This window comes from uncultured Dokdonia sp. (assembly GCF_947496725.1).
GTDB lineage: Bacteria > Bacteroidota > Bacteroidia > Flavobacteriales > Flavobacteriaceae > Dokdonia.
Window position 1 is genome coordinate 168,078 of sequence record NZ_CANMDS010000002.1, and the last position, 25,509, is coordinate 193,586.

General features: G+C 38.3%; 20 protein-coding genes. 10 read left to right on the forward strand and 10 right to left on the reverse strand.

Annotated features, from left to right (window positions below; translation table 11 throughout):
* Positions 1–8: 8 nt before the first annotated feature.
* Together Q0948_RS04570 and Q0948_RS04575 are read right to left on the reverse strand one after the other, a co-directional pair.
* Entirely contained in the window at positions 9–1,787 is a 1,779-nt protein-coding gene (locus Q0948_RS04570; RefSeq protein WP_298349192.1) for a DUF4270 domain-containing protein, read from the reverse strand.
* Between the two features lie 9 nt (positions 1,788–1,796).
* The gene (locus Q0948_RS04575; protein WP_298349194.1) at positions 1,797–2,609 is read right to left on the reverse strand and encodes a glycogen/starch synthase; all 813 of its coding nucleotides are present in this window, start codon (positions 2,607–2,609) and stop codon (positions 1,797–1,799) included.
* 109 nt (positions 2,610–2,718) lie between these two features.
* Between Q0948_RS04575 and panC the strand changes: the two genes are divergently transcribed.
* The 6 genes from panC (at position 2,719) to radA (ending at position 9,267) form a co-directional block, all read left to right on the forward strand.
* Positions 2,719–3,567 (forward strand): pantoate--beta-alanine ligase, encoded by an 849-nt coding sequence (gene panC, locus Q0948_RS04580; protein ID WP_298349196.1) that lies wholly within the window; start codon positions 2,719–2,721, stop codon positions 3,565–3,567.
* A 24-nt stretch (positions 3,568–3,591) separates the two neighbouring features.
* Positions 3,592–3,942, forward strand: coding sequence for an aspartate 1-decarboxylase (panD, locus tag Q0948_RS04585; protein ID WP_035325908.1), 351 nt, complete (start codon positions 3,592–3,594; stop codon positions 3,940–3,942).
* Positions 3,943–3,945: 3 nt separating this feature from the next.
* Positions 3,946–4,902 carry a lysylphosphatidylglycerol synthase transmembrane domain-containing protein gene (locus Q0948_RS04590; RefSeq protein WP_298349200.1) on the forward strand — a complete coding sequence of 319 codons (957 nt, stop codon included), beginning with the start codon at positions 3,946–3,948 and terminating at the stop codon, positions 4,900–4,902.
* 44 nt (positions 4,903–4,946) lie between these two features.
* On the forward strand, positions 4,947–6,092 hold the full coding sequence (locus Q0948_RS04595) for an alpha/beta hydrolase-fold protein (RefSeq protein ID WP_298349201.1): 1,146 nt from the start codon (positions 4,947–4,949) through the stop codon (positions 6,090–6,092).
* A 239-nt stretch (positions 6,093–6,331) separates the two neighbouring features.
* Positions 6,332–7,765 carry a LuxR C-terminal-related transcriptional regulator gene (locus Q0948_RS04600; RefSeq protein WP_298349202.1) on the forward strand — a complete coding sequence of 478 codons (1,434 nt, stop codon included), beginning with the start codon at positions 6,332–6,334 and terminating at the stop codon, positions 7,763–7,765.
* Between the two features lie 131 nt (positions 7,766–7,896).
* A complete protein-coding gene (gene radA / locus Q0948_RS04605) occupies positions 7,897–9,267 on the forward strand; it encodes a DNA repair protein RadA (protein WP_298349204.1) in 1,371 nt (456 codons plus the stop codon).
* 71 nt (positions 9,268–9,338) lie between these two features.
* On the opposite strand, the gene Q0948_RS04610 is transcribed toward radA, so the two are convergent.
* From Q0948_RS04610 to Q0948_RS04625, 4 genes are read right to left on the reverse strand one after another with little or no spacing between them, the layout of a single operon-like run.
* Entirely contained in the window at positions 9,339–10,373 is a 1,035-nt protein-coding gene (locus tag Q0948_RS04610; protein ID WP_298349206.1) for an NADP(H)-dependent aldo-keto reductase, read from the reverse strand.
* An 11-nt stretch (positions 10,374–10,384) separates the two neighbouring features.
* On the reverse strand, positions 10,385–10,834 hold the full coding sequence (locus Q0948_RS04615) for an RDD family protein (protein ID WP_298349208.1): 450 nt from the start codon (positions 10,832–10,834) through the stop codon (positions 10,385–10,387).
* A 2-nt stretch (positions 10,835–10,836) separates the two neighbouring features.
* Positions 10,837–11,817: an OmpA family protein gene (locus Q0948_RS04620; RefSeq protein WP_298349210.1), complete on the reverse strand. Its 981-nt coding sequence runs from the start codon at positions 11,815–11,817 to the stop codon at positions 10,837–10,839.
* Positions 11,818–11,854: 37 nt separating this feature from the next.
* Positions 11,855–12,619, reverse strand: a complete 765-nt coding sequence (locus Q0948_RS04625) for an exodeoxyribonuclease III (protein ID WP_038597754.1) — start codon at positions 12,617–12,619, stop codon at positions 11,855–11,857.
* Between the two features lie 118 nt (positions 12,620–12,737).
* Between Q0948_RS04625 and Q0948_RS04630 the strand changes: the two genes are divergently transcribed.
* On the forward strand, positions 12,738–16,163 hold the full coding sequence (locus Q0948_RS04630; RefSeq protein ID WP_298349217.1) for a hypothetical protein: 3,426 nt from the start codon (positions 12,738–12,740) through the stop codon (positions 16,161–16,163).
* A gap of 38 nt (positions 16,164–16,201) precedes the next feature.
* Complete coding sequence (locus tag Q0948_RS04635) at positions 16,202–16,546, forward strand: hypothetical protein (protein WP_298349220.1); 345 nt, start codon at positions 16,202–16,204, stop codon at positions 16,544–16,546.
* Between the two features lie 74 nt (positions 16,547–16,620).
* On the opposite strand, the gene Q0948_RS04640 is transcribed toward Q0948_RS04635, so the two are convergent.
* The 3 genes from Q0948_RS04640 to Q0948_RS04650 form a co-directional block, all read right to left on the reverse strand.
* Positions 16,621–19,554, reverse strand: a complete 2,934-nt coding sequence (locus Q0948_RS04640) for a proprotein convertase P-domain-containing protein (RefSeq protein WP_298349223.1) — start codon at positions 19,552–19,554, stop codon at positions 16,621–16,623.
* A gap of 122 nt (positions 19,555–19,676) precedes the next feature.
* Positions 19,677–21,212, reverse strand: coding sequence for a glycine--tRNA ligase (locus Q0948_RS04645; RefSeq protein ID WP_298349226.1), 1,536 nt, complete (start codon positions 21,210–21,212; stop codon positions 19,677–19,679).
* A 164-nt stretch (positions 21,213–21,376) separates the two neighbouring features.
* Positions 21,377–22,258, reverse strand: a complete 882-nt coding sequence (locus Q0948_RS04650; RefSeq protein WP_035325924.1) for a hypothetical protein — start codon at positions 22,256–22,258, stop codon at positions 21,377–21,379.
* A 131-nt stretch (positions 22,259–22,389) separates the two neighbouring features.
* Here Q0948_RS04650 and Q0948_RS04655 point away from each other — a divergent pair, with 131 nt between their 5' ends.
* Together Q0948_RS04655 and Q0948_RS04660 are read left to right on the forward strand one after the other, a co-directional pair.
* Positions 22,390–22,992 carry a phosphoribosyltransferase family protein gene (locus tag Q0948_RS04655; RefSeq protein WP_363317807.1) on the forward strand — a complete coding sequence of 201 codons (603 nt, stop codon included), beginning with the start codon at positions 22,390–22,392 and terminating at the stop codon, positions 22,990–22,992.
* A gap of 65 nt (positions 22,993–23,057) precedes the next feature.
* The gene (locus Q0948_RS04660) at positions 23,058–24,698 is read left to right on the forward strand and encodes an Ig-like domain-containing protein (RefSeq protein ID WP_298349232.1); all 1,641 of its coding nucleotides are present in this window, start codon (positions 23,058–23,060) and stop codon (positions 24,696–24,698) included.
* Here the strand turns inward: Q0948_RS04660 and Q0948_RS04665 are convergent.
* The gene (locus Q0948_RS04665; protein ID WP_298349235.1) at positions 24,685–25,464 is read right to left on the reverse strand and encodes a nitrilase family protein; all 780 of its coding nucleotides are present in this window, start codon (positions 25,462–25,464) and stop codon (positions 24,685–24,687) included. The two genes, Q0948_RS04660 and Q0948_RS04665, sit on opposite strands and share 14 nt — an antisense overlap.
* Between the last annotated feature and the right edge of the window lie 45 nt (positions 25,465–25,509).

Below are 25,509 nucleotides of genomic sequence, written 5' to 3' on the forward strand. Positions count from 1 at the left end.
TTTATTTTTTAAAGTCCTAATGCTATACCACAAGGGCTAGTAGGATCTATTTCTTCTGTTAATGTGTAAAAAATTCTTAGTCTCAAACGTTTTTCTTCGTCTGGACTCGCACTACCGTGAAGTATCGTTCCTTCTGGAGAGATAACAGAAGACAATGGCACTCTTTGACCATCTTCTAAATCTCCCGTACCACCTATAAGTGCAGTATTCTCAAGTGTTACATTTTGAGAAACAGCAAGTGCTAGTCGAACATTTGTGGAATCGTTTTGAACAATGTCATTTATATGCTGTGTTACTCTAATTTTATAACTCACTCCATCACTATCTAGATCTCCTTCTGTCTCACGTGTAAGTCTTCCTAAGTGATTAACACGAGTATCCACAGGGCCTATAGCTCCAGTTGTAACATCTATAGCAGCATCTAAAAGTGTACTATTATTTTCATAATCATAAATAAAGAGACGTTCTGGCTCTAATTGCCCAGCACCCGTATCTGCTAAATCTTCTTGATCTACATAAAATGTGAGGTTTGCCTCATTGATTAAAATATTACAAGAACGTAATGCCTCTAGTTGATCTGCAACACCATCTGCATCTGCATCTGCCCCAAATAAATCTATAAGTGCAATAGAACCGTCACCACCTTTCAGATATAAATTTTCTTCTCCATCTACCGTATTCTGGCTATCATTAAAAGTTGTTGTACCTATAGGACTTATTCCAAAGTCGTTTGTGTAACCTATAGCACGCACACCATTTAAAGAGAGTGATATATCACCCTTACCATCATCTGTAGACTCACCAGGCTCACCAGAGTCATCATCTCCTTCAAAGCTATAATATATAGTAACATCTACCCCTGTAAGGTTGAATAAGATAGTACTTCCTTTATCATCAATAGCCTCTGCCTTAAAATAAAGACCTCTAAAATAATCGTTGAATGTATTACTATTAAGAAGCACTCCAGTATTTTCTTGGTTTATAATTGCTTCTTGCCAGTAGGCTACCACATCTGCACCAACTGTAGTCGTATTATCATAAGACAATCTTATTCTTGGGCTTAATCTATCTGAAACTTCAAATTCTGGATCTTCTGGTATGTTTCCATCATCATCAAGAACTGGCTCTTTAAGAACAAGCTCCTCTGCGCTTGGCACAAAACCTTCTTCCATCTCCCCATCACTATTAACATCTCTTACTTCAAACAGCAAATCCCCCTCTAAACCAGCAAAATCTCCAATCTCATTAGAAAAATATAATGCTGCATCTTCAAAATCTGAATTTGGATCTAAGCTATTTAAAAAGAAATTAGACCTATATACAGATAATTTCATCTGTCCAGGTGTATTTCCAAATATAGAATCTATTGTATACGTAGAAGCTCCATCATCATCTGTACCTTCATTAGTAGCAAAGTATGCTAGTGAAAATACTACTGAATCAATTACAGTAGGATTGTCTACGGTATTATCTCCAAAATCCGGATTAGTACGAGACAAAGCAACTTGTGAAAGGAAATTGCTAGTTGTAGATCCATACGTAGGATCGTTGTAATAACCTACAACCCCAATTTGAGAACCATTAGTCTGCACTCCATTAAAACCAGAAGCATCTGCATAGTTGCGGCTATATGCTGCAATATCAAAATCTTGAGCTACCTCTGTCTCAAAATTTACTTGCCCTACAATGTCAGTTCCTATAGAACCAAACTCATCTTCACAAGATATAATCAATAATGCAAGACCCACTACTGCAAGTGCTTGCTTAAATAATTTATTCAATTTCATAGCAACTATCTATTCTTCTAAAACTTGGGCTGTGTAAAAATCTTCGTAAGCCTGAGGAAACTCCTCCTTCTTCTTATACGGTAGAACAGGGATTTTAGTCGTATTTAAAATCTTAAGTAAATCTTCGTTTAAGTCTTGTGAACCTATAATAGCAGCATCACTGTTCTTAATAGTCACCTTCATTAAGTTCTCATACGTAGGATCTTCAAGCTCTTTAATCGTTTCTGGATCAACTCCATCAAAAGCAACTTTGTTGAGCAACTCACTATTTAATGAACCTTCAAAACCTTGATTATACACAGATGTTACAATCTTACTTTGCGCAAACAACGGCTCACTAGCATAATATTGCTTCAAGTATAATGGTAATAAAGACGCTAGCCATCCTTGAACGTGTATAATATCTGGAGCCCAGTTTAATTTCTTAACCGTCTCCACCACTCCTTTTGCAAAGAAAATAGCACGCTCATCATTGTCTGGAAAAAGATTTCCATCTTCATCCGTAAACGTAGCTTTACGCTTAAAATATTCTTCGTTATCTATAAAGTAAACCTGAATACGTTCTTTAGGTATAGATGCAACTTTGATTATAAGTGGCATGTCAAAATCATTGATCACAAGATTCATTCCTGATAGCCTAATCACTTCGTGTAGTTGGTGCCTGCGCTCATTAATATTGCCGTAGCGAGGCATAAATATGCGTATTTGCCCTCCCTTGGAATTAACCATTTGAGGAGCTTCAAACGACATAGAGGCAATCTCGGTCTCTGGTAGATAAGGAATCACTTCAGATGACACGTACAATATCCTCTTATCTTTCATATATGTAAAATTAGGTTGTTATTCTATTCAAAAAACACGCAAAAGTACGAATTTTTACGCACTTAGGGTTAATATTAGTAAGTTTGCACCCCGTTAAAATTTTGGTAAAGTGCAAGCAATCACAGCTCATAATCAGATTTCTAAAATCGTCAGTCAAGCAAAAGCGCAAGGTAAAACCGTAGGTTTTGTACCCACAATGGGTGCATTACATAATGGCCACGCCTCACTAATAGACTATGCACTCAAAGACTGTGCCCTTATTGTGGTAAGTATTTTTGTAAACCCCACGCAGTTTAATAACGCCACAGATCTAGAAAAGTATCCCAGAACCATAGAAAAGGATCTCGCATTCTTATCTCACTATGGATCTAAAGTCGCTGTTTACAATCCTTCACCAGAAGAAACCTATGGCAATAAAGTGTCTTCAAAGGGGTATGATTTTGGCCATTTAGAAACCGTAATGGAAGGAGAGCATCGCCCAGGACATTTTGATGGTGTAGGTACTGTTTTGAATATTCTTTTTAGACAAGTTAATCCTCATAAGGCATATTTTGGCGAAAAAGATTTCCAACAACTCACCATTGTGCGCAAGCTCGTTGAAATAGAAAATCTGGATTTAGAAATTGTAGGTTGCCCCATACATCGTCAAGAAGATGGACTCGCTATGAGTAGTAGAAACTCGCGACTTACAAAGCATCAACTAGAGATTGCACCCTTTATTTACGAGTCTTTAACATATGCTAGAAAGAACTTCAACAATCTTTCGGCACGAGAATTAAAAACATATATCGAGTCTATTTACAAAGAAAAGGACGGACTGGAACTGGAGTATTTTGAGATCGTAAATGTTAAAAATCTTCGTACGCTTTCGCGAAAGCGTAAAAATCAACAATATCGAGCTTTCCTTGCCGTTTATGCTGGCGAGGTGAGACTTATAGATAACATCGCTTTAAATTAAACACCTTATTATTACCTTTGCACTATGCTAGTAAATGTTGTAAAATCAAAAATACACCGCGTTAAAGTAACGGGTGCAGAACTACACTATATAGGAAGTATTACCATAGATGAAGATCTTATGGATGCCTCAAAAATTATAGAAGGAGAACGAGTTCAAATTGTAAATGTGACTAATGGTGAACGTCTTGAAACGTATGCTATCCCGGGACCACGTAACAGTGGAGAAATCACTCTTAATGGCGCAGCTGCTCGTAAGGTTGCAAAGGGAGACATTCTCATCCTTATCACCTATGCGTTTATGGAACTAGATGAAGCTAAGGAATTTAAACCTACGCTTTGTTTTCCTAATGAAGAGACTAACTTACTTAAGTAAGCATTGTCTACAAAAAAACATACAGGCCTTGTGCTTAAAATTATACTCCCACTCGTGGGAGTTTTTTTGGTCTGGTATCAACTTAGTAAAATGAGTAGTGCGGAGCGCAGTGATATGTGGGAGGCTATAAAAACAGTAGACCCTATATGGATAATTATCTCATTACTTTTTGGGTTATTTAGTCATCTTTCAAGAGCTTATCGCTGGAAATTTCTTTTAGAACCCTTAGGCTATAAACCAAGATTACGATCAAGCTTTATGGCTATTCTCATAGGCTACTTTGCAAACACCTTTATTATTCGATCTGGAGAAGTACTACGAGGAGTGTCGCTGTCACGCACGGATAACATACCATTTGAAAAAGCTTTTGGAACTATTGTAGCAGAGCGCATTGCAGACTTGATTGTACTTCTCTTAGTTATGGCTACTGCGATTGCCTTACAGTCTACTGCTCTTGTTTCTTATTTTAAAGAAAATGCAAATCCTACAGGTTTTATCATACTACTTATTTTAGGAATTACGGCTGGAATCGCTGGGTTAAGATTGCTTAAAACTTCTTCTCATCCATTTATTAAAAAGATAAGAGATTTTGGCCTTGGCCTTTTAGATGGTATTAAGAGCATACTCAAAATGGAGCATAATAGTGCTTTTATTTTTCACACCATCTTTATATGGCTTATGTATATAGGAATGTTCTGGGTGATGAAATTTACAGTGCCAGGTATCGCAAGCGCACCACTAGGGGTAATTCTCGCCTCTTTTGTAATAGGAGCATTTGCTATGAGTGCGACTAATGCTGGTATGGGTGTTTACCCTATAGCAATGGGTGCTATTTTTACATTCTTTGGGTATGAAGATGGAGTCATTTTTGGATGGTTACTCTGGGGTACTCAAACTATTTTTAACGTTGTAGTAGGAGGTATTTGTGCCTTAATAGTGCTCATATTCAATAAACGCTAAATTTTTTACTACTTTAGGGCTTAGTAATCTAAAACAAGCCCCAAATGAAATTACGTTTTTTTACACTCATTATCAGTATTTTAAGCCTCCCCCTATTTGCTCAAATAGACTACAAAGAGCTTTCCTCAGATATTTTAGCAGAGACGAGACAACTTAAAATACAGCTACCTCGTAATTACGAGGGCAATGTCGATAAAACCTACCCTATCATCATTGTTATGGACGGTGATTATCTTTTTGAGCCCGTTGCTGGTAATGTAGATTACTACAGCTACTGGGAAGAAATGCCACAGGTAATAGTTGTAGGCATTAATCAAGTAGATAGCCGTAATGACGACACCTATTATGATGAGGCGAGCAATTTACCCTCAGACACTGGCGCTTCGTTTTTTGAATTTATAGGGCTAGAGTTAATGCCTTATCTAGATAAAAACTATAGAACCAGTACTTTTAGAATTGCCGTAGGTCACGATCTCACAGCAAATTTTATGAACTACTACCTTATGAAAGACCCAGCACTCTTTCAAGGATATATATCTCTTAGCCCAGACATCGCTCCTCAAATGGAAGAACGACTTACTGCTAGGTTAGGAGCCATCGATCAAAAGCTCTTTTATTACCTCGCTACTGGAACCGAAGATATAGGAGCCCTACGCAACTCTATTATCCAGCTAGACGGCCAGATTAAACAAGTTAAGAATGAAAGCTTGCAATACAATTTTGACAATTTTGAAGGAGCAACCCATTATTCTCTTGTGGGTAGAGCTATACCAAAGGCATTAGAGCAAATGTTTTCTGTATATAGACCTATAAGTAAGACAGAATACAAAGAACGCTTACTCAAAAGCGACGCTCCCTACGATTATCTTATAGACAAATACACCACCGTAAAAGATCTTTTTGGACTAGATGACCCTATACGTATTAATGATTACGTAGCTACAGCTACTGCATTAGAAAAAAAGGCAGACTGGACGGGGCTTGCAAACCTGGGGCAACTAGCTAGAAAACAATATCCAGAGACTATGCTAGGTAATTACTACCTAGCTTTATCTCTTGAAAAGGCTGGGGAACCTAAGAAAGCGATGCGCACTTATCAAAATGCATACCTATTAGAAGAAGTTTCTTTTCTTACTAAAGATCTTATGCTTGATCGAGCTGATAAAATAAAAGAGGATTTTGGATACTAAGTAGTGTAAAAAATAATAACGCTTTCGCGAAAAAAATAAAAAGCTACCCACTATTAATGAATAGCTTTTTTTTACACATACATTTCAGTCCCTCAAATGAAATGTATACCCCAAAAATCTTAAAAATCACAAATTATCGACCTATACTTTAGGTATAGTTTTTACCTAAACCACTGTCTTTTGTACAAAAACCCCACTTTTTTACAAAAAAAGTAACCATTACTAACAAGCCCCTTGATTTGAACAACCTACAACAAAAAATATCATTTATACTTCTTGTATTTATTTCCACCCTTGCTGCTCACTCCCAAAAAGTAGCAGATGACCTAACGGTAACTTCATTTGAATTTATAAGAGACGTAGAAAATAAAATATCTAGTAGCACACTACTCAAAGAAGAGTTTAAGCCCATAGATGAAAAAGACCTAAACTGGGGAAGCGAAAACGGATGGTACTGGTTTAAAATCACGCTAGATCTTAAAGAAAGTGAAGAGGGTGTCTACCACTTCAAAGTACCTTCTATACACATTAAAAGTTTCTCTCTGTTTCAACACTCAAATGATTCTATAAAATACCTAGGCACTTCTGGAAATGACATTCATATTATAGAAAAACCAGAACTTGAGAGGCTTACCAGTGTCCCTGCAAAATTTAACAAGGGAGAAAACACATTTTATATACAAACTTTTTTCTGGCACGAGGCTTACTTCCCTCTTACCGTTGTAGATAATATCACATACCAGCGCAACAATATATCTACGCTTGCCTTTTCTGGTAGTTATTTTGGGTTTGCCCTTCTGGTAATCATCTTGAATCTATTTATGTATTTCACCTTTAATGAGAAGGTATATTTATATTATGTTTATTTTCTGTTTGCCACCTCTGCAAGCATCTTTTATGATGATGGCTTTTTCTCCTATTTCTTTCCGGGGATTATTAAATATTATGACTTTATAGAGATGCTTTTACACTGGCTATGTGGTGTCACAGCTGCCTTATTCAGTTTTACTTTTTTAAGAATAAACTCTGTAATGCCACACATAAAAAAGTGGTTTTATATCGCTCTATTTATAGCTGCAGGACTATATACAGGGAGCTTGTTACTTGATAATTTCTATCTTTTTAGATCTGCTGGTTATTTGATGTCTTCTCTACTTATAGGCTGCTGGTTATTATGCTGGTATATCGCTACAAAATACAGTTATGCCTATATACTTGTAATAGCATACCTTATACTACTGTTTTCTTCCATAGGCCACTTTGCATTGCGAGTAACGGGGTATCAATTTATTGAGATTACTTCAAATCAAGTAAAATTTGGTGGTATTATAGAAATGCTCATTCTAGGCACAGCACTATTATATCGCTTTAAATTTATAAAAAGAGAAAACCACGACATACGTAACCAGCTAGAGCACTACGTAAGAGAGTTACAAAATGTAGCCTCCTCAAAAGAGCAAACACTCCAAGAGAGTGTGGATCAAATAAGTACAAGTCACAATCTTTCTAAGCGCGAGACCGAAGTACTCTTAGAGCTCTCTAAAGGCTACACAAATAAACAAATAGGAGAAGCGTTACACATCTCTATAGCCACGGTAAAATTTCACACCAGTAATATTTATGCAAAACTAGATGTTTCTAATAGGTTAGAAGTAATTGAGAAGGTAACCTAATATGTTTACGCTTTCGCGAAAGCGTACTCACACCCTCTACAAAGTTACCTACCATCTTGTGTATATCTTAGTGTCGCATCACCAGTATTACATCATATGATTTCCTAATTTAGCCAAAAGCTTTTCTCACAATGGCCAAAATTAAAACCACCTTTTTCTGTCAAAACTGCGGGACCCAGTATGCCAAATGGCAGGGGCAATGCAACGCCTGTAAACAATGGAACACCATCGTAGAGGAAGTAGTACAAAAAGCCGATAAGAAAGATTGGAAAAGCAGCACTACCAAAGTTTCAGGACTCACAAGAACAAGCAAGCCACTTAAAGTAGCAGACATCTCTACCGCCTCTGAGGCGCGTATGAATACAAAAAACGGCGAGCTTAACCGTGTGCTGGGTGGTGGGCTTGTACCAGGGTCGCTTACACTCTTGGGTGGAGAACCAGGCATAGGGAAAAGTACACTGCTGTTACAAATAAGTCTTGCTCTACCTTATAAAACACTATATGTTTCTGGTGAAGAAAGCCAACAACAAATAAAAATGCGTGCAGAGCGCATACACCCAGAAAGTGATCAGTGCTACATTCTCACTGAGACAAAAACCCAAAACATCTTTAGACACGTAGAGGAGGTACAGCCAGATATCGTGATTATAGACTCTATACAAACACTACACTCAGATCATATAGAGAGTACAGCAGGCAGTATTTCTCAAATACGAGAAACCACATCAGAGCTTATACGCTTTGCAAAAGAGACAGCAACACCAGTGATTCTTATAGGTCACATCACAAAAGATGGCAATATAGCTGGGCCCAAGATACTGGAGCATATGGTAGATACTGTCCTACAGTTTGAGGGAGACCGCAACCACGTGTATCGCATACTTAGAGCACACAAAAACAGATTTGGGAGTACCAGCGAGCTTGGTATTTATGAGATGCAAGGCTCAGGCCTTAGGGAGGTAAGTAACCCTAGCGAGATACTCATATCAAAAAATGATGAGGAATTAAGCGGTACAGCCATTGCCACAACAATGGAAGGAATGCGACCACTTATGATAGAGATACAAGCACTTGTGAGCACCGCAGTATATGGAACACCACAGCGTAGCTCTACAGGCTATAATGTAAAGAGGCTCAATATGCTTCTAGCCGTACTTGAAAAACGAGCTGGATTTAAACTAGGTGCAAAAGATGTGTTTCTTAACGTGACAGGAGGCATCTCTGTAGATGACCCTGCGATAGATCTTGCCGTGGTAGCGGCCGTATTATCAAGTAATGTAGATATCCCTGTAGATAAGGCAATGTGCTTTGCTGCAGAGATTGGGCTTGCAGGAGAGGTAAGACCCGTAAACCGCATAGAACAACGCATTCTGGAAGCAGAGAAGCTAGGTTTTACCAGTATTATTATTTCAAAATACTGTAAAATACCAGATAACACCTATCATATAAATGTGATAAAAGTGGCCAAGGTGCACGATGTAGTGAGACACTTATTTGGGTAATTACGCTTTCGCGAAAGCGTAAAAAAAACGCCACCCTAGGGTAGCGCTTCTTGATAATATGTACAATAGACTTATGGTGCAGGGTTTGGTATTGCCTCGTGTACCTCATCTATAGCCTTAAGAACCTCTTCAGAAAGGGAAACAGATGCACTGCCTATGTTTTCTTTAAGCTGTTTCATACTGGTCGCCCCTATAATATTTGCCGTAACAAATGGCCTATCGTTTACAAAGGCAAGCGCCATTTGTGCAAGGCTTAAACCGTGACTATCTGCAATTGCTTTATAACGTCTTGTAGCCTCAAATGAGTTATCACTATGATAACGACTGTAGTTAGGAAACAAAGTAACACGCGCATCTTCTGGATAACCATCAAGATATTTACCTGTAAGTTGCCCAAAACCAAGAGGTGAGTATGGTAGTAAGCCTAACCCCTCTCTATGTAACACTTCTGTAAGACCTACCTCGTCTGTGCGATTAAGTAAGCTATATGGGTTTTGTACAGTTACGGCTCTAGGTGCTCCTTTACGAGCTTCTTCCATAAATCGCATTGTCCCAAACGGCCCTTCGTTTGATAGACCAATATGCCTAATTTTACCCTGCTTTACGTAAGTGTCGAGACTTTCTAAAATAGTTGCAATATTATCTTCCCACTGCTCGCTGCTGTCGTGCTTGTAACCTCGTTGCCCAAAGTAATTTGTATTGCGCTCAGGCCAGTGTAATTGATAAATATCTAGGTAATCTGTTTGTAGTCTTTTTAAACTCTTGTGTAAAGCATCTTCTAGTGCTTCTTTTGAAAAACCTAGGTTATCTCTTATAGGTTTAAAAGTAGGACTAGGACCCGTAATTTTTGATGCCAGCACAATCTTATCACGATTATTATTTTTTGCAAGCCAAGTCCCAATAATAGTCTCTGTAGATCCTTGATTTTCGGGTTTGAAAGGGACACTATACATCTCTGCAGTATCAATGAAGTTTACTCCATTATCAAGCGCATAGCTCATTTGCTCGTGTCCTTCTGCCTCAGTATTTTGACGTCCCCACGTCATAGAGCCTAGGCATATTTTTGATACTTCTATATCTGTATGCGGTATTTTATTGTATTGCATCACTTCTTTTTTTACTTAACAATTGAATTTTTAATAGGTGTAATATCACTTGCCTTGACAACTATTGTATTAGCCCAGATATCACCCAACCTCTGCCTCTTATCAGTATTATTTATTGTTATAATCGCAATTAAACCAAACATAAACATATCTATTGGATCTAATAAATGCCTTTTTAAAGACTCTATAAACGTGAGATTTCTAATCTTCAGATTTGCCGGTAATACTTTCAATCCCATTATAGAGTTTCCAAGTGTACCTCCTAATAATGATTCAAAAACAACGGTGAGAATCAACCATCCCGTAACTGGTATTAACGCCGGCAATCCATTGAGATGATATGTTCCCTCTACATCAGGAGTGCCAAAAGCAAATATCAATAGAAAGGTTAAAGAATAAATTATAGCATAATCTATAAATCCCGCTAAGAATCTACGTTTGAGATTAGTTTTATAAATCATTTTTAATCTATCTCTTGTAACAAAGCCTTTACCTCATCAAGTTTTGGTGTAAGGATTACTTCTATTCTTCTGTTTTTGGCTTTATTTTCTGGCGTGTCATTTTCGGCTACGGGAGCATATTCTCCTCTACCTGCTGCTGTAAGATTTTTGGGATCTATTCTTTTATTCTGGCGTAGTATGTTTACAATAGATGTTGCTCTCTTTGCACTAAGGTCCCAGTTACCCTGTAGGTTACCACTTCCTCCATAAGGCACATTATCTGTATGTCCTTCTATAAGCACGGCAATCTCTGGGTTATCTGCAAGTACACTACCTAGTTGCTTTACTGCCTTCGTTCCATTTGTACCCACGGTCCAGCTACCAGAGTCAAAAAGAAGCTTGTTTTCAAGTGAGACATATACCTTTCCATCTCGTTGCTCTACAGTAAGGCCTTTACCTTCAAAATCTGTGAGCGCTTTAGATATCGCATCTTTAAGACCTCTCATTTTTGCATCTTTTGCCGCAATAAGACCTTCTAGCTCATCTACTCTCGCAGACCTATCTGCTAGATCTTTTTGTAATCGTTCTAGTCGCTTACGCTCTGCCTCAAGCGCTGCTGTTTTTTCGGCAAGGTCATTTTGTTTTGATTCTAGCTCTGCGAGCAGTTGTCTGTTTTTCTTTGAGTTTTCTGCTATTGAGGCACTGCTGTTAGTCTCTAGGGCATTATAGCTGTCTTGTAATTGTGCAAGATTTGCCTTTGCCGCATCATACTCTCCACTTACCTCATTGTATTTATTAGATAGTGCATCAAGATCTACTAGAGCAAGATCGCGCTCTTCTTTAGTTTTTTCTAGAGCAGCTTTTGCTTCGGCAAGCTCCTTAGACATATTGCGGTTATCCTTTCTAAGGCGGCTATATTTTGCCTCAAGATCTTTAAACTTTTTTGCAGGTACACAAGATACTAGCGCACTCACAGCCAGAAGGCATATCAGTATTTTTTTCATTTTATAACTTTATTTTTTGTGTGAAATTTAGTGATCTTTATGATAAGTCAAGCTCTACCATATGAGGGCAGTGATCACTATGTTTTGCATCAGAGAGTATGATTGCTCGTGATATTTTATCTTTAAGAGGTTCACTCACCATATTATAATCTATACGCCAGCCCTTATTGTTTGCCCTAGCATTTGCTCTATAACTCCACCAGGTATAGTTATCTGGTTCTTTATTAAGATGGCGAAAAGAATCTATAAAGCCGCTCTCCATAAAATTACCTATCCACTCGCGCTCTACAGGTAAAAAGCCACTTACCTTCTTATTACGCACAGGGTCGTGTATATCTATAGCCTCGTGACAAATATTATAATCTCCACCTATCACAAGATTAGGTTTATCTTGCTTGAGCTCATTTACATAATCTTGTAGTAAATCCATATATTCCAGCTTGTGCTCAAGACGGGCACTATTAGTACCAGAAGGCAGGTACATACTCATCACAGACACGTCATCAAAATCTACACGTATGTTGCGCCCCTCAAAATCCATAGAGGCGATACCAGTACCATATTCTATATGCTTAGGTGTTTTTTTAGTAAGTACGGCTACACCGCTATATCCTTTCTTTTGCGCACTAAACCAGTAGTGCTCGTATCCCAGTTCTTCAAAAACGGCAACATCTACCTGGTCTGGTGTAGCTTTAGTTTCTTGTAACAAGACCACATCTGGATCTGTTTGCTTAAGCCAGAGTGCAAAATCTTTGCGCAATGCTGCACGAATTCCGTTTACATTATAAGATACTATTTTCATACGTTGCTTTATTAAAGTGCTAAGTTATAAATTAGGTTTTTTCACTCCTCTTAAAAACCTTATAAAGTTTACCTTTACGAGTAGGCACTATTAAGCCTAGTATGGAGTTTTACTATAAATGCGGTTATTTTACGTCATCATATGTTTTCTATTTACCAGCACGCTACTGGCTCAACAAACTCGTACAGTAAAAGTTGCGACTAGAGATACTATTGTAATAGACTCTGTAAGTATTAATCCATCCCTTTTTAGTATAAAATCACTCACAGGCAAAACAGTAGACAGTTCTCTTTACACTATAGATTATGCTAAGAGTATTCTTTCGCTTAAAGCGAAAAAAACCACACTCCCAGACAGTCTAGAGATTACATACAAACTGTATCCAGATTTTCTCACTCGGCGCTACTCAAAATTTGATAAAAGTCAAATCGTAGAAAGCACTGGCGCCCTAGATAAACTTGTAAGCCTTGGTGTTGATAAAAGAAAAAATAGCGCTCAGCCCTTCTCTGGTCTTAACGTGAGCGGAAGCATTTTAAGAGGAGTCGCCGTGGGTAATAGTCAAAACAGCACACTCAACTCCGAACTAGATTTACAAATAAGTGGTAAGCTTAGTGAGAAAGTTACTTTACGGGCTTCTTTACAAGATGCAAACATCCCAAGCCAGCAGGGAGGGTATTCTCAAAATCTGGACGAATTTGATCAAATATTTATTGAGCTCTTTTCAGACAATTGGAATATAAGAGCAGGAGATATAAATCTTCAAAACACAGATTCCTACTTTGGGCAGTTTACAAAAAAGATTCAAGGGCTTTCATTATCAGGCACTGTTAATCACTCAGACACAAAAAGCACAGACCTTTTTGGCTCTGGTGCGCTCGTGCGTGGGGTATTTACACAAAGTACATTTACAGGTCAAGAGGGTAATCAAGGACCTTATAAACTCACAGGACCTAATGGCGAACTTTTTGTGCTTGTGGTCTCTGGTAGCGAGACAGTATACGTAAATGGCATCCCGCTGCAACGAGGAGAAAATGAAGATTATGTAATAGATTACAATGCTGGGGAAATACGTTTTAACGCTACATATCCCATCACAAGTGAGATGCGTATCAATGTAGAGTATCAATTTTCTGAGCGAAGATATACTCGCGTGCTGGCTTATGCGGGGGGAAGCTTTCGCGAAAGCGATAACCTGAAAATTGCTGCTCACGTATATTCTGAAAGTGACCTAAAGAACCAACCTTTACAACAAAACCTAACCACCGAACAAGTTGCCATTCTAGAAGCCGCAGGAGATAATACTGCCGAAATGGTAGCACCCAGCGCCGTACCCGATACCTTTGACACTAATAAAATACTATACCGGCAGGTTATAATAAATGGTGTAGAGGTATTTGAGTTTAGCACAGACCCAAATGAGTCCCTTTTTCAAGTGCGATTTACTAATGTAGGTGTTAACCAGGGTGACTATGTTTTGAGTACTACAAACACATTACAACGCACTTTTGAGTACGTAGCTCCAGTAAATGGTGTGCCACAAGGGTCTTTTGCGCCAGAGGTACAATTGTTTTCACCCACATTGCTGCAACTAGGTGTTGTAAATGGTAGTTATACACCATCTGAGAAGACCACTATAAATTTTGAAGCTGCAGGGAGTAAAAATGATACTAACACATTTTCTACTCAAGATGATGGTGATAATAACGGCTATGCTTTACACCTTGATGTAAATCAACACCTTATCAAGAAAGATAGCACAAAGCTTCTCAAAGCATTTGTAAATTGGGATTATATTCAAGAAGACTTTGTAAATGTAGAGGGGCTTTATAATGTGGAGTTCAATCGTGATTGGAATTTGGAAAATTCGCTGGCAAACGTAAATGGGCTCTTGCTAGGTACACAAAATTATAGTACGCTAGGCCTTGACTACACAGATGTGCAAAATGGCGCACTTACGTATACTTTTCAAAATCTACATTTTGATGGATACTATAACGGTTTGCGACATCGTCTTTTAGGTAGATGGCAACTAGGAAGTCTAAAAACTATCGCAAACGCAAGTCTCCTGTCTACAGATGATTTACTGCTCAGAACGAACTTTACACGAGTAAATGCACGAACTATTTATGATTTTAAAAAAGCGTGGGTAGGCGGCTCCCTACATCTAGAAGATAACTTACGTGTTGCAAAGAGTAATGACTCTATCACACCAGATAGCCAGCGATTTAATGAGTATGCCCTCTACACAGGTGTAGGAGACAGCACAAATATTTATGTAGAAGCAGGTTTTAAATACCGTACTAATGACAGTTTACGACTTAATAAAATAGAGCGGGTTAATACTTCACATACGTATTACCTAAAGTCACAGCTTCTTAAAAATGAAAAAACAAACTTGTCCATCTTTGTAAACTACAGAAACCTGGTATACACAGACCAGCGAGAGAGTGAAAACTCACTTAACTCACGATTGCTTTATGACCAGCGGTTTGCAAATGATATCGTTAGGTTAAATACTGTTTATGAAACAAATAGTGGCACGCAACCTCAACAAGAATTTACTTATATACAGGTAGATGAGGGACAAGGCACACACACTTGGAATGATTATAATGGCGATGGTGTGCAAGAGCTAGATGAATTTGAGATTGCCCAGTTTCAAGATGAGGCAGATTATGTACGAGTTTTGTTACCCAATCAAGTGTTTGTACGAACGCATCAAAACAGATTAAGCCAGCAACTCACACTGCAGCCGGGCCAGTGGTCTGGACAGAAGGGTATTAAAAAATTCTTGTCACATTTTTATAACCAGACGAGTTATATACTTGACAAAAAGGTGTTGCGCCTTTCTAACGATTTTAGTCTGAACCCATTTAACGAAGATGACAACGAGATAGGTGCCACCATAAACTTGAGGAACACACTATTTTTTAACAGAGGTAAACAGCGGTATACTACTTCATATAGTTTTTTATCTAACACCTCAAAAACATTACTTTCTACTGGGTTGCAAGAAGGGAAATTACTCACACATCAACTTAATTTTTTACATAAGATTAAGGAGAGCTGGCTTTTTAATTTTAAAAGTAGCGTGGGAAGTACACAGAGTATCGCCGAAAATTTTGTCTCTCGTAACTTTGATATTGATAATAGCGGCTTTAATCCTAAGGTGTCATACCTTTTTGGAAAGCAATCTAGGGTATCATTGTTTTATGAATTTCAAAACAAAGAAAACCAGAGCGAGGGACAAGAAAGATTGGATCAACAAAATCTTGGCATCTCATTTGCACTAGCAGATTTTGAAAAGATATCTGTTTCGGGTGAGATGAAGTTTATAAATAATGATTTTCGCGGAAGCGCATTCAGCCCAGTCGCTTATCAAATCTTAGAAGGACTACAGCCAGGATCAAATTTTACGTGGAATGTAATCGCACAAAAAAGAATTACGAAGTTTTTAGATCTTAATGTTTCTTACTTTGGAAGAAAGAGCGAAGAAAATAGAACAATTCATACTGGTAACATACAGATTAAAGCGTTCTTCTAATTTTTTACGATATTTAAAGTACTAAAAACAACCTATTTATGAAAACAAAGCTATTTATTACCGGTATTACCTTAGTGACAGGGCTTGTGCTCGCAAGCTGCGGTCAAAAAGCTACTACTGAGGAAAAAGCAAAAGAAGAAACTACTATGTCATTTGATACTACAGGATACACATCTGGAACAATTGTACAATCTAAAGCAGAAGGTGATTGTGAGTGGACGATAAAGCTTAAAGACGGTCGTTTTTTAGACCCTATGACTATAGATAAAAATTTTATGAAAGACGGTGCTACCGTATGGATCAAGTTTTTACCACAAAGACGTATGCAACGTTGTGACAAGGCAAATCCTGTTGACCTTACAGAGATTAAAATGGCTGAGTAATATTATCACCAATGTAAAAGAAAAGAGCCGTTGCAATTGCAACGGCTCTTTATATTTATAATAAGATGTTCTTCTTATTGTACAACAATGCGTTTTACTTTTCCAGCATCACCAGTTCCTACTTTTACAATGTAGATACCTTTTGCTGCATAAGACATATTTAAGTCATAAGCATAACCGCTTCCGTCATTAAAGAGTCTATGGTTTAGTAAACGTTGCCCTAGCATATTATATACGTTAAGATCTAGACGTTCATTAAACTCTGTTGTATTAAGAGAAATATTAAACTGATTATCTCCTCTATTAATAACCTGAAGTTCTGTACCTACTAAGAATGGCTCAGGAACAGAAAGACTTTCGGCAGCACAAAGTTGTAATATCCAACTATTTAAAGTACCACCATCACCATTTGCATTATCTGTAACTCTAAGTGTCCAGTCCCCAGAAGAAGTAAGACCATTAAGTGTACTTAAATCTCCAGATGGAGCAAACACTCCAGTAAAAGGTGCATCTCCATCTACTATAGAAGTAGCAGCATCACCATCAAATACCGTATTTGTAAAGTTATCTCCAGATAGACCTACTGCATTTGCAAGCTCAACAACTGTCCCATCAGGAGCAACAAGTTCTATAGTTAAATCACTATCCCAAGTGTGGGTAATATCTACAGTTACGTTTACATCTGTAAGAATAAAATCATCGGTAACGACAATTATAGTTTCTGTTACTGTACCTGAGTTAGGTCCTATAGCTGCAGAATCAGTATTATCATAAGACAAACAAGATAAATTTGTTACTGATGTAGATGCACTATCATTTGTAGTGTCTGCATCACCGGCTAAAGCTGTTGTCGCTTCTATCACATAAGTTGCTATCTCACTCAAATCTACACCAGCTGTAAATGTGTACATTCCTGTCATTCCTGGATCGATACTAAGTCCTCCTACATTTTCTGTTACAGCACCAGCACCATCTAGAGTATAAGTTACATCAAACCCAGTTTGTGCAACAGATCCAAAGTTTTCTATGGTAATAGTAACCGTCTCTGTCATTAAGTTCTCACCCGTTGTAGGAGCTGTTACAGCAACAACACCAACATCTGCTGCTGGTATATTAGTCACATCTCTTGTAGTTGAATCATTTGCATTGTCTTCGTCAATACTATAATCTGTTGCAGCTGTAACTGAATAAACTTGCCCTTCTGTTGAAAAGTCTGCAGTTGCTGTAAACGTATATTGAGCTGAAGTAGAAGATGCAAGTGGTCCTGCAAAAGTTTCAGTAACTACTGCTCCACCATCTATTTGGTATGTTACATCTATGTCTGAAGCTTCATTTTCGCCAAAGTTGAATATAGTAACTGTAATTTGTTCTGCATTAGAAAGGTTACCATCTAGTGGCGCGTCTATACTAGTAACACCAGTATCATTAGGAAGGTTTGGTGCTAGTTGAAAAACTCCCAAAACATTAGCACGACCACCTGTTCCTACATATTCATTTAAGAACCAGAATCCTTTATCATTAGATGGATCTACATCCATTTTACCGTAATCTCCGTAACGAGTACCAGGTATATCTCCAGATCCTTTTGCGATTAACGTTTCCTCAACCGTCATTGTACCAGGTGCATCTGCTGCAAATCTTCCAGTATAATAAGAGCTCAACGTCAAATCAGCTGATCCATCTGTAGGCGTAGTAGGACCCGCCATACCAGAATAACCCATACCAATGTTACCGTTTTGATCCATTGCCATAGACGCGTGCCACGCGTGCTTTCCGTCTGGTGCTGTATAAGTACCCTCTTGAAAAAGTGTCCAAGCACCTCCATCTGCAGCTTGACGTATTTCTATCCAGCGTATACCCGCAAGTTCTCCTGCAGTATCATCTGTATCAACTACAAAGTTAAAAACACCACTGTTATGGCTTCCAAATTTTCTAAACTGTGCTTGGTTCATTATAGTTGCCTGTAACGCATCAATATCTGATCCACCTCCAGGTTGAGATAAGTTCACAAAAGAACCTCCATCAAATACTGATGTGAAATCTGTTACTGCAATTTCTAAAGGTGCAGAAACTGTTGAGTTGGCTGTATTGTCCCAATCCATTGTTGCTTCCCATAATTTTACGTGGTCTGTCGCTACACCTCCCCAGGCGTCATCTTGAAGATATACAATTGGACATCCTCCCGTTGTAGGGTGATTATCATCTGTGATATTAAGTGCTTGTGGACTGTGGAAACCGCTAGTTACGATACCTGGCAATTCAAATCCAGCCATCTGTGCAGCAGGATCTGGTGATCCATCTCCAAGAAATGCTCTCTCAAGAACCCATAGCTTAGTTGAGCCACTTGTATTTTCTGTTACATAGTATCCGTCTCTCCAAACTGAAAGTTTATTGTAGTCAGATATGTTTGGAAAACTATACACGGTCCAGTCTGATGTTACAGGATCTGGCCCATTTGAGATTGCTACTTGAACTCCGCCTCCTAAAAATGAAACTACCCAACGATCTGCTAGGTTATCATATGATACGGTAAGATCACAACATCCAGATGCAGGAAAAATATTATCTGTACCTAATTGTGCTGTAAGAGGTGTTCCATCTTTATCAAATATTCTAAATCCAGTATTAAATACTGCAAAATAGTGATCTGGACCTACGGCTCCAGATGGATCTGTAGGCTGTGAGTTTGATAAAGCCGTTTCTATAACAAGACTAGGTGTTCTACCAGGTACGGTACCTGCAGAACGGTGCTGAGATTGTGCAAGTGCATCAGGACCAGAGCTACCCTTTCCGATTAATATTTTATTTTTTGTTGCACGACCATCTTGCATAGGCACTGGCTTATCTACAGAAGGGATAAGTTCTGAGCGCGAAGCTATAGATGGCATTTGTGTTACTGTAGCTGCTGTTGATACAGTAAAGGGACCCACTGGCTCCACTTGCTGAGCAGAAACTCCAAAGCCAAAGGCTAAGAGTGCAATGCACAACAGAAGGTTAATTTTTTTCATTGTGTAGTTTTTGGTTATATAAATAATTTGTTAAAAAGTTCCTAAAAATAACAAAAACACACCTTAAAGCATAAAAAAACGCCCACTAAATGGGCGTTTTAACAGTGTATGCATAATAAATACTATGCTATCCAGTGCTTAAAATTTACTTCCTTATCAATTATTGCTGCGAGGTCTGTGATAAGAACACGCTTTTGTTCCATCGTATCTCTGTGGCGTATGGTCACCATTTTATCTTCTAGCGTATCGTGGTCTACAGTAATACAAAAAGGTGTTCCGTTTGCGTCTTGTCTTCTGTAACGCTTACCTACAGCATCTTTTTCGTCATAAAACACATTAAAGTCATACTTAAGATCATCTATAATTTGCTTTGCTACTTCTGGTAAACCATCTTTCTTTACAAGCGGAAAAACAGCTGCTTTTACAGGCGCAAGTACAGCAGGTAATTTAAGTACTGTTCTTGTTGTGTTGTTTTCTAACTCTTCCTCAACGAGAGAATTAGAAAATACTGCAAGAAACATACGATCAAGACCTATTGATGTTTCTAAAACATAAGGTGTATAACTCGCATTATCTTCGTGATCAAAATATTGTAGCTTTTTACCAGAGTGCTCTTCGTGTGCCTTAAGGTCAAAATCTGTACGAGAGTGTATACCCTCTAGCTCTTTAAACCCAAAAGGGAATTTAAACTCAATATCTGCCGCAGCATCTGCATAGTGAGCAAGCTTCTCGTGATCGTGAAAACGGTAATTATCCTCACCCATACCTAGAGATAAGTGCCACTTCATTCTGGTTTCTTTCCAGTGTTTGTACCACTCCCCTTGTGTTCCAGGTTTTATAAAAAATTGCATCTCCATTTGCTCAAACTCACGCATTCTAAAGATAAACTGTCTTGCAACAATCTCATTTCTAAAAGCCTTTCCCGTTTGTGCAATTCCAAAAGGAATCTTCATACGTCCCGTTTTCTGAACGTTTAAGAAGTTTACAAAAATACCCTGAGCAGTTTCTGGTCGCAAATAAAGATCCATAGCGCTCTCTGCACTAGCACCTAGCTTAGTTCCAAACATAAGGTTAAACTGTTTTACATCTGTCCAGTTCTTACTACCACTTAGCGGGCAACCTATGCCTAACTCTTCTATGAGCAGTTTTACATCTGCCAGGTCTTCTTTTTCTAGTGACTTACCTAGGCGAGATAAAATTGTATCTATCTTTTCTTGATATCCAAGTACACGTGGGTTTGTGCTTAAAAACTCTTCTTTATTAAACGCATCCCCAAAACGCTTTTGAGCCTTCTTTACTTCCTTTTCGATTTTTGTTTCAATCTTAAGGCAGTAATCTTCTACTAGCACGTCTGCTCTGTAACGTTTTTTTGAGTCCTTATTATCTATTAACGGATCACTAAAAGCATCCACGTGACCAGATGCTTTCCAGGTAGTAGGATGCATAAAGATTGCCGCGTCAAGACCCACTATATTATCGTGCATTTGCACCATAGATTTCCACCAGTAATCGCGTATATTTTTCTTTAACTCTACACCGTTTTGACCGTAATCGTAAACAGCGCTTAGTCCGTCATATATTTCGCTACTTTGAAAAACGTAGCCATATTCCTTTGCGTGGGAGATTACTTTTTTAAATTGATCGTCTTGTTGAGCCATAGTATGTAGATGGTTATGATACTGATGATTTATGTGGAGCTGTTTCCGCTTTCGCGAAAGCGTAATAAAAACCCTTTAAATCTCAATAATTGAGAGTAATATTTACTTATTTAACTAGGCGTAAAAATAGCAATCCATCTGTAGTTATGGAAATTGCAAGCAACCTATTTTAAGGTAAGGGTTGTAGAGAGCAACATTGCTTGATCGTGGAAAATGCGCACAGTATATGCACCTCTATCTATTTGCTGTACAGGAAGCACTAGCTCGCATATGGTATAGGCCTTATTTGAGTAAGGGATTTTAGTTTTTGTATTGTACACAATCTCTTCTCCACTAGGCCACTTTTCTGATCGCTCTACACCTAGCATTTTACCTTGCTCGTTAAGAACTTGTACATAAAAGATTTTATCACCTGCTACTGCCAGTTGATTATCATTTACCGTAAAACATACTTGTATCATCTCTACACGACTGGCGCGAGAGGTGATTACAAATTTACCACTGTTGCGTTGTATAACGCCGCGTGCAGCGAGGTTACTCACGGTGAGCTTTGCTCCTTGTGTAAGCCTGTCTGCAAGCTCTCTATTAGATTTTTGAATACTGTCTTGAGACTTCTTTGCATCATCTAGTGCTTTTTGTGTCTCTTGCTGGAGTGTTGCCAGCCTTTTAGTTTCTAGCGTAAGGCTGTCATTTTCGGTAATAAAGTACTCACGCTCTCTACGCAGTTTTTGTATCTCGAGCTGAAATTGTCGCATCTTTGACCTAGTAACATCTTCTCCTTGAAGTGTCTTTTTGAGCTCTATAAGTCTTACTTGTGCTTGTTTGAGGTTTGCCTTTAGCGCATCACGTTCTTCTAGCAGTGTGCTATATTTTGATATTTCTTGCTCAAGCTGCGTAGCTATTTGTGCTTTCTCTGTGAGTAATTGTGCTTCTCTCTTTTGCACCTCACTTTGAAAATCATACGTATAATACCCTAACCCAGCGACAACTAGACATAGCAGTATAACAAGAATTAGTAAAGTATTATTGGTACTTTTAGTACGCATAGATGGTCTATTATTCGCTCAAAGGCGTTAAATTAGAAAAAAAAAGTAAAACCTTGCTACAATCTTTACGATCTCTGTTTTTTCCTGAAAGTTGTAAATCTTGCGACAATGAGCTTCTTGAGGCAGAAATTATGATTTGCACACAATGCAGACATACACTCCCTCTTACAGATTTTCATAGGTACAACGACCCTGCAATAAAAAAAGTATTTTACGGGCGTCTCAATCTTGAAGAAGCGACAGCCTTATTTTATTTTGAGAAAAAAGGTTCCGTACAAGAACTCTTACATAACTTAAAGTATAGAGGTCACAAAAACATAAGTGAGTTTTTAGGCAACTGGCTAGGTGCAGACCTTGCTATTCTTGACAACTATAAAGAAATAGATTGTATTGTGCCCGTACCTATACACCCTAAAAAGAAGAAAACAAGAGGGTACAATCAAGTAGCCGGTTTTGGTAAAGCGCTTGCAAAGTCACTTACTGCAACATATAGAGATGATGTGCTTATAAAGTCTAAGAATACGAAGACTCAAGTTTTTAAAGGCCGTTTTACTCGCAGTGACGAGGTGCTAGATGCTTTTAAAGTAGCGGTATACAACTCGCTAGAAGGAAAGCATATTTTACTATGTGATGATATACTCACTACGGGAGCCACGCTGGAGGCCTGCGCTTTGCAGTTGCTTAAAATCCCTAATATTAAGTTAAGTATTGCTGTTATGGCAATAGCGCAATAGGTATTTCGTTTTGGGTAAATTAATTGTTTCTTTGCAAATAGATGAGAGATAACCCTTGGTACTTTATGAACTTAAAAAGAGCAACCGTTTTTGCTCTTGTAATCGTGGGTATGGCACTCACTCTGGTAAATTGTGCAAAACGCGGCTCACCAGACGGAGGGCCTATGGATAGCCTACCTCCTGTGTTTGTAAAAGCGACACCGCCTAACTTTACAACCAACTTTGATGGAGATGAGATACGCATCTACTTTGATGAATATGTAAAGCTTAAAGACTTGCGCAAGCAGCTTATCATCTCGCCTCCTATTGTAAATAGGGTCATCTCACCGCAGGGAACTGCTTCAAAATATATCAAAATTGACATTCAAGATACGCTAGCTCCTAACACCACTTATGTATTTAACTTTGGGCTAAGTATTGTAGATAATAATGAAGGAAACCCTTTCCCGTCATTTAAATATGTGATGTCTACTGGAGACTATATAGATAGCCTCAAAGTATCCGGGAAAATTATAGATGCAGTGGCAGAAAAGCCAGACAACTTTGTTACTGTAATGCTTTACGAAGCAGATAGTACTTATACAGACTCAACGGTTTATAACAAACCTCCTCTATATGTTACTAATACACTAGATAGTTTAGACACTTTTACACTAGACTACCTCAAGCCTGGAAAGTATGCGCTTATAGGTCTCAAAGATGAGGATGCAAACTATACCTTCCAGCCTAAAAAGGATAAAATTGCCTTTATAGAAGAGTTTATTAATGTTCCTACAGACTCTTCTTATACATTAAAGTTATTTACAGAGGCTCCTGCTTATAAAGTCTCAAGACCTAAGCACGCAGCAGAAGGTAGAATAGCCTTTGGAACCACGGGATATAGAGATAGTATTGCTATTAATCTTCTAACAGATGCAGGAGACAAACACACCTCAACAATTACTAAAAAAGGTGAAGACACCCTTTACTACTGGTACAAGCCTAAGCTGGCAATAGACTCTCTTATATTTAACGCTACTGCTCCTGGATACTCAGACACCTTACAAGCACGTATAAGAAAACCAAGATTAGACTCGCTCTCATTTTCATCTAAGTACCGAAATGTAGTTTTATTTAATAAAGCTTATCGTATACAGAGTAATATCCCCATAGATAGTATAAACAAAGACCTTATTACCGTTATAAAAGACTCTACAGAAATAGAGTTTGACTACGCCCTTGCAGAGAATAGTACAGCTATTGATTTTGACTTCAAGAAGGAAGAAAAAACGAAATATAGTATCACGGTCTTACCAAATGCGATTACAGATTACTTTGGACAGAAGAATGACACCTTGCGCTACAAAGCCCAAACTAAGGAAATAGGTGATTACGGTGATATAGAGCTCACACTAGTAAATGCACAAGCATTCCCATATATCGTACAGTTGCTCGATAGTCAAGAAAAGGTGGTAGAAGAGCGCTTTAGTACAAAAGAAACGGTATTTGAGTTTAAGCTTCTCAAGCCTGGTAAGTACAAAGTGCGCCTTGTAGAAGATGCAAATAACAATAAAGTTTTTGACTCTGGTAACTTTTTACTAAAGAGACAGCCAGAAATTATAATAAACTACCCTGGTGAGATAGAGGTGCGACCTAGCTGGTTTGCAAAGGAGCGATTTGAGCTACTCCCTAAAGAACAGCCACTAGAAATTCCTACCCCAGAGTAAATACATCTTTGTCTTGAAGAAACGGCAACTTTACTCTTGTCTCTTTAATGTGGTTTTTTGAAAGTGTAGCAAGCACTACCTTTTCTTCAACTCTTGCAATAGCCATAGTTTTACCCAGCACATCATATGCAGCGGTGTGACCTACATAATTGAGATTATTTGCATCTGTACCTACTCGATTTACACCTATGGTATAAGCCATATTTTCTATAGCGCGCGCTTGTAATAAAGTATCCCACGCTCCTACTCTAGCCTCTGGCCAGTTTGCTACATATAAGACCACATCATAGCCTGAGGTATTTCTTGCAAAAACAGGAAATCTCAAATCGTAACAAACTTGCAATAGTATTTTCCACCCTAGGTAGGTCACAGTGATGGGAGCATCACCAGCTTGATATTTTTCACCCTCACCTGCCATATTAAAGGTGTGCCTTTTATTGTAATAATCTACCGTACCCTCTGGAGTTACAAAAACAAAACGATTATAGTACAAATCGTTTTCCTCTATAATGAGACTACCACAAATAGCCGTTTTATATTTTTTTGCTTGTGCTTTCATCCACTGCACTGTGATGCCATCCATAGTCTCTGCTAGAGGTCCTGGATTCATAGAGAAACCGGTTGTAAACATTTCTGGCAAGATGGCGAGATCACAGTTTTCTGGTAATTGTGTAAAGTGCTTTTCAAAGGCTAGGCGATTTTGAGCGGGTTGCTCCCAGATTAAATCGCTTTGTATCATTGCTACATTAAGTTGATCTCTTTCCATAGCATAAAGATAAAACGTATGCCTATATAAAACCACCGTACTATT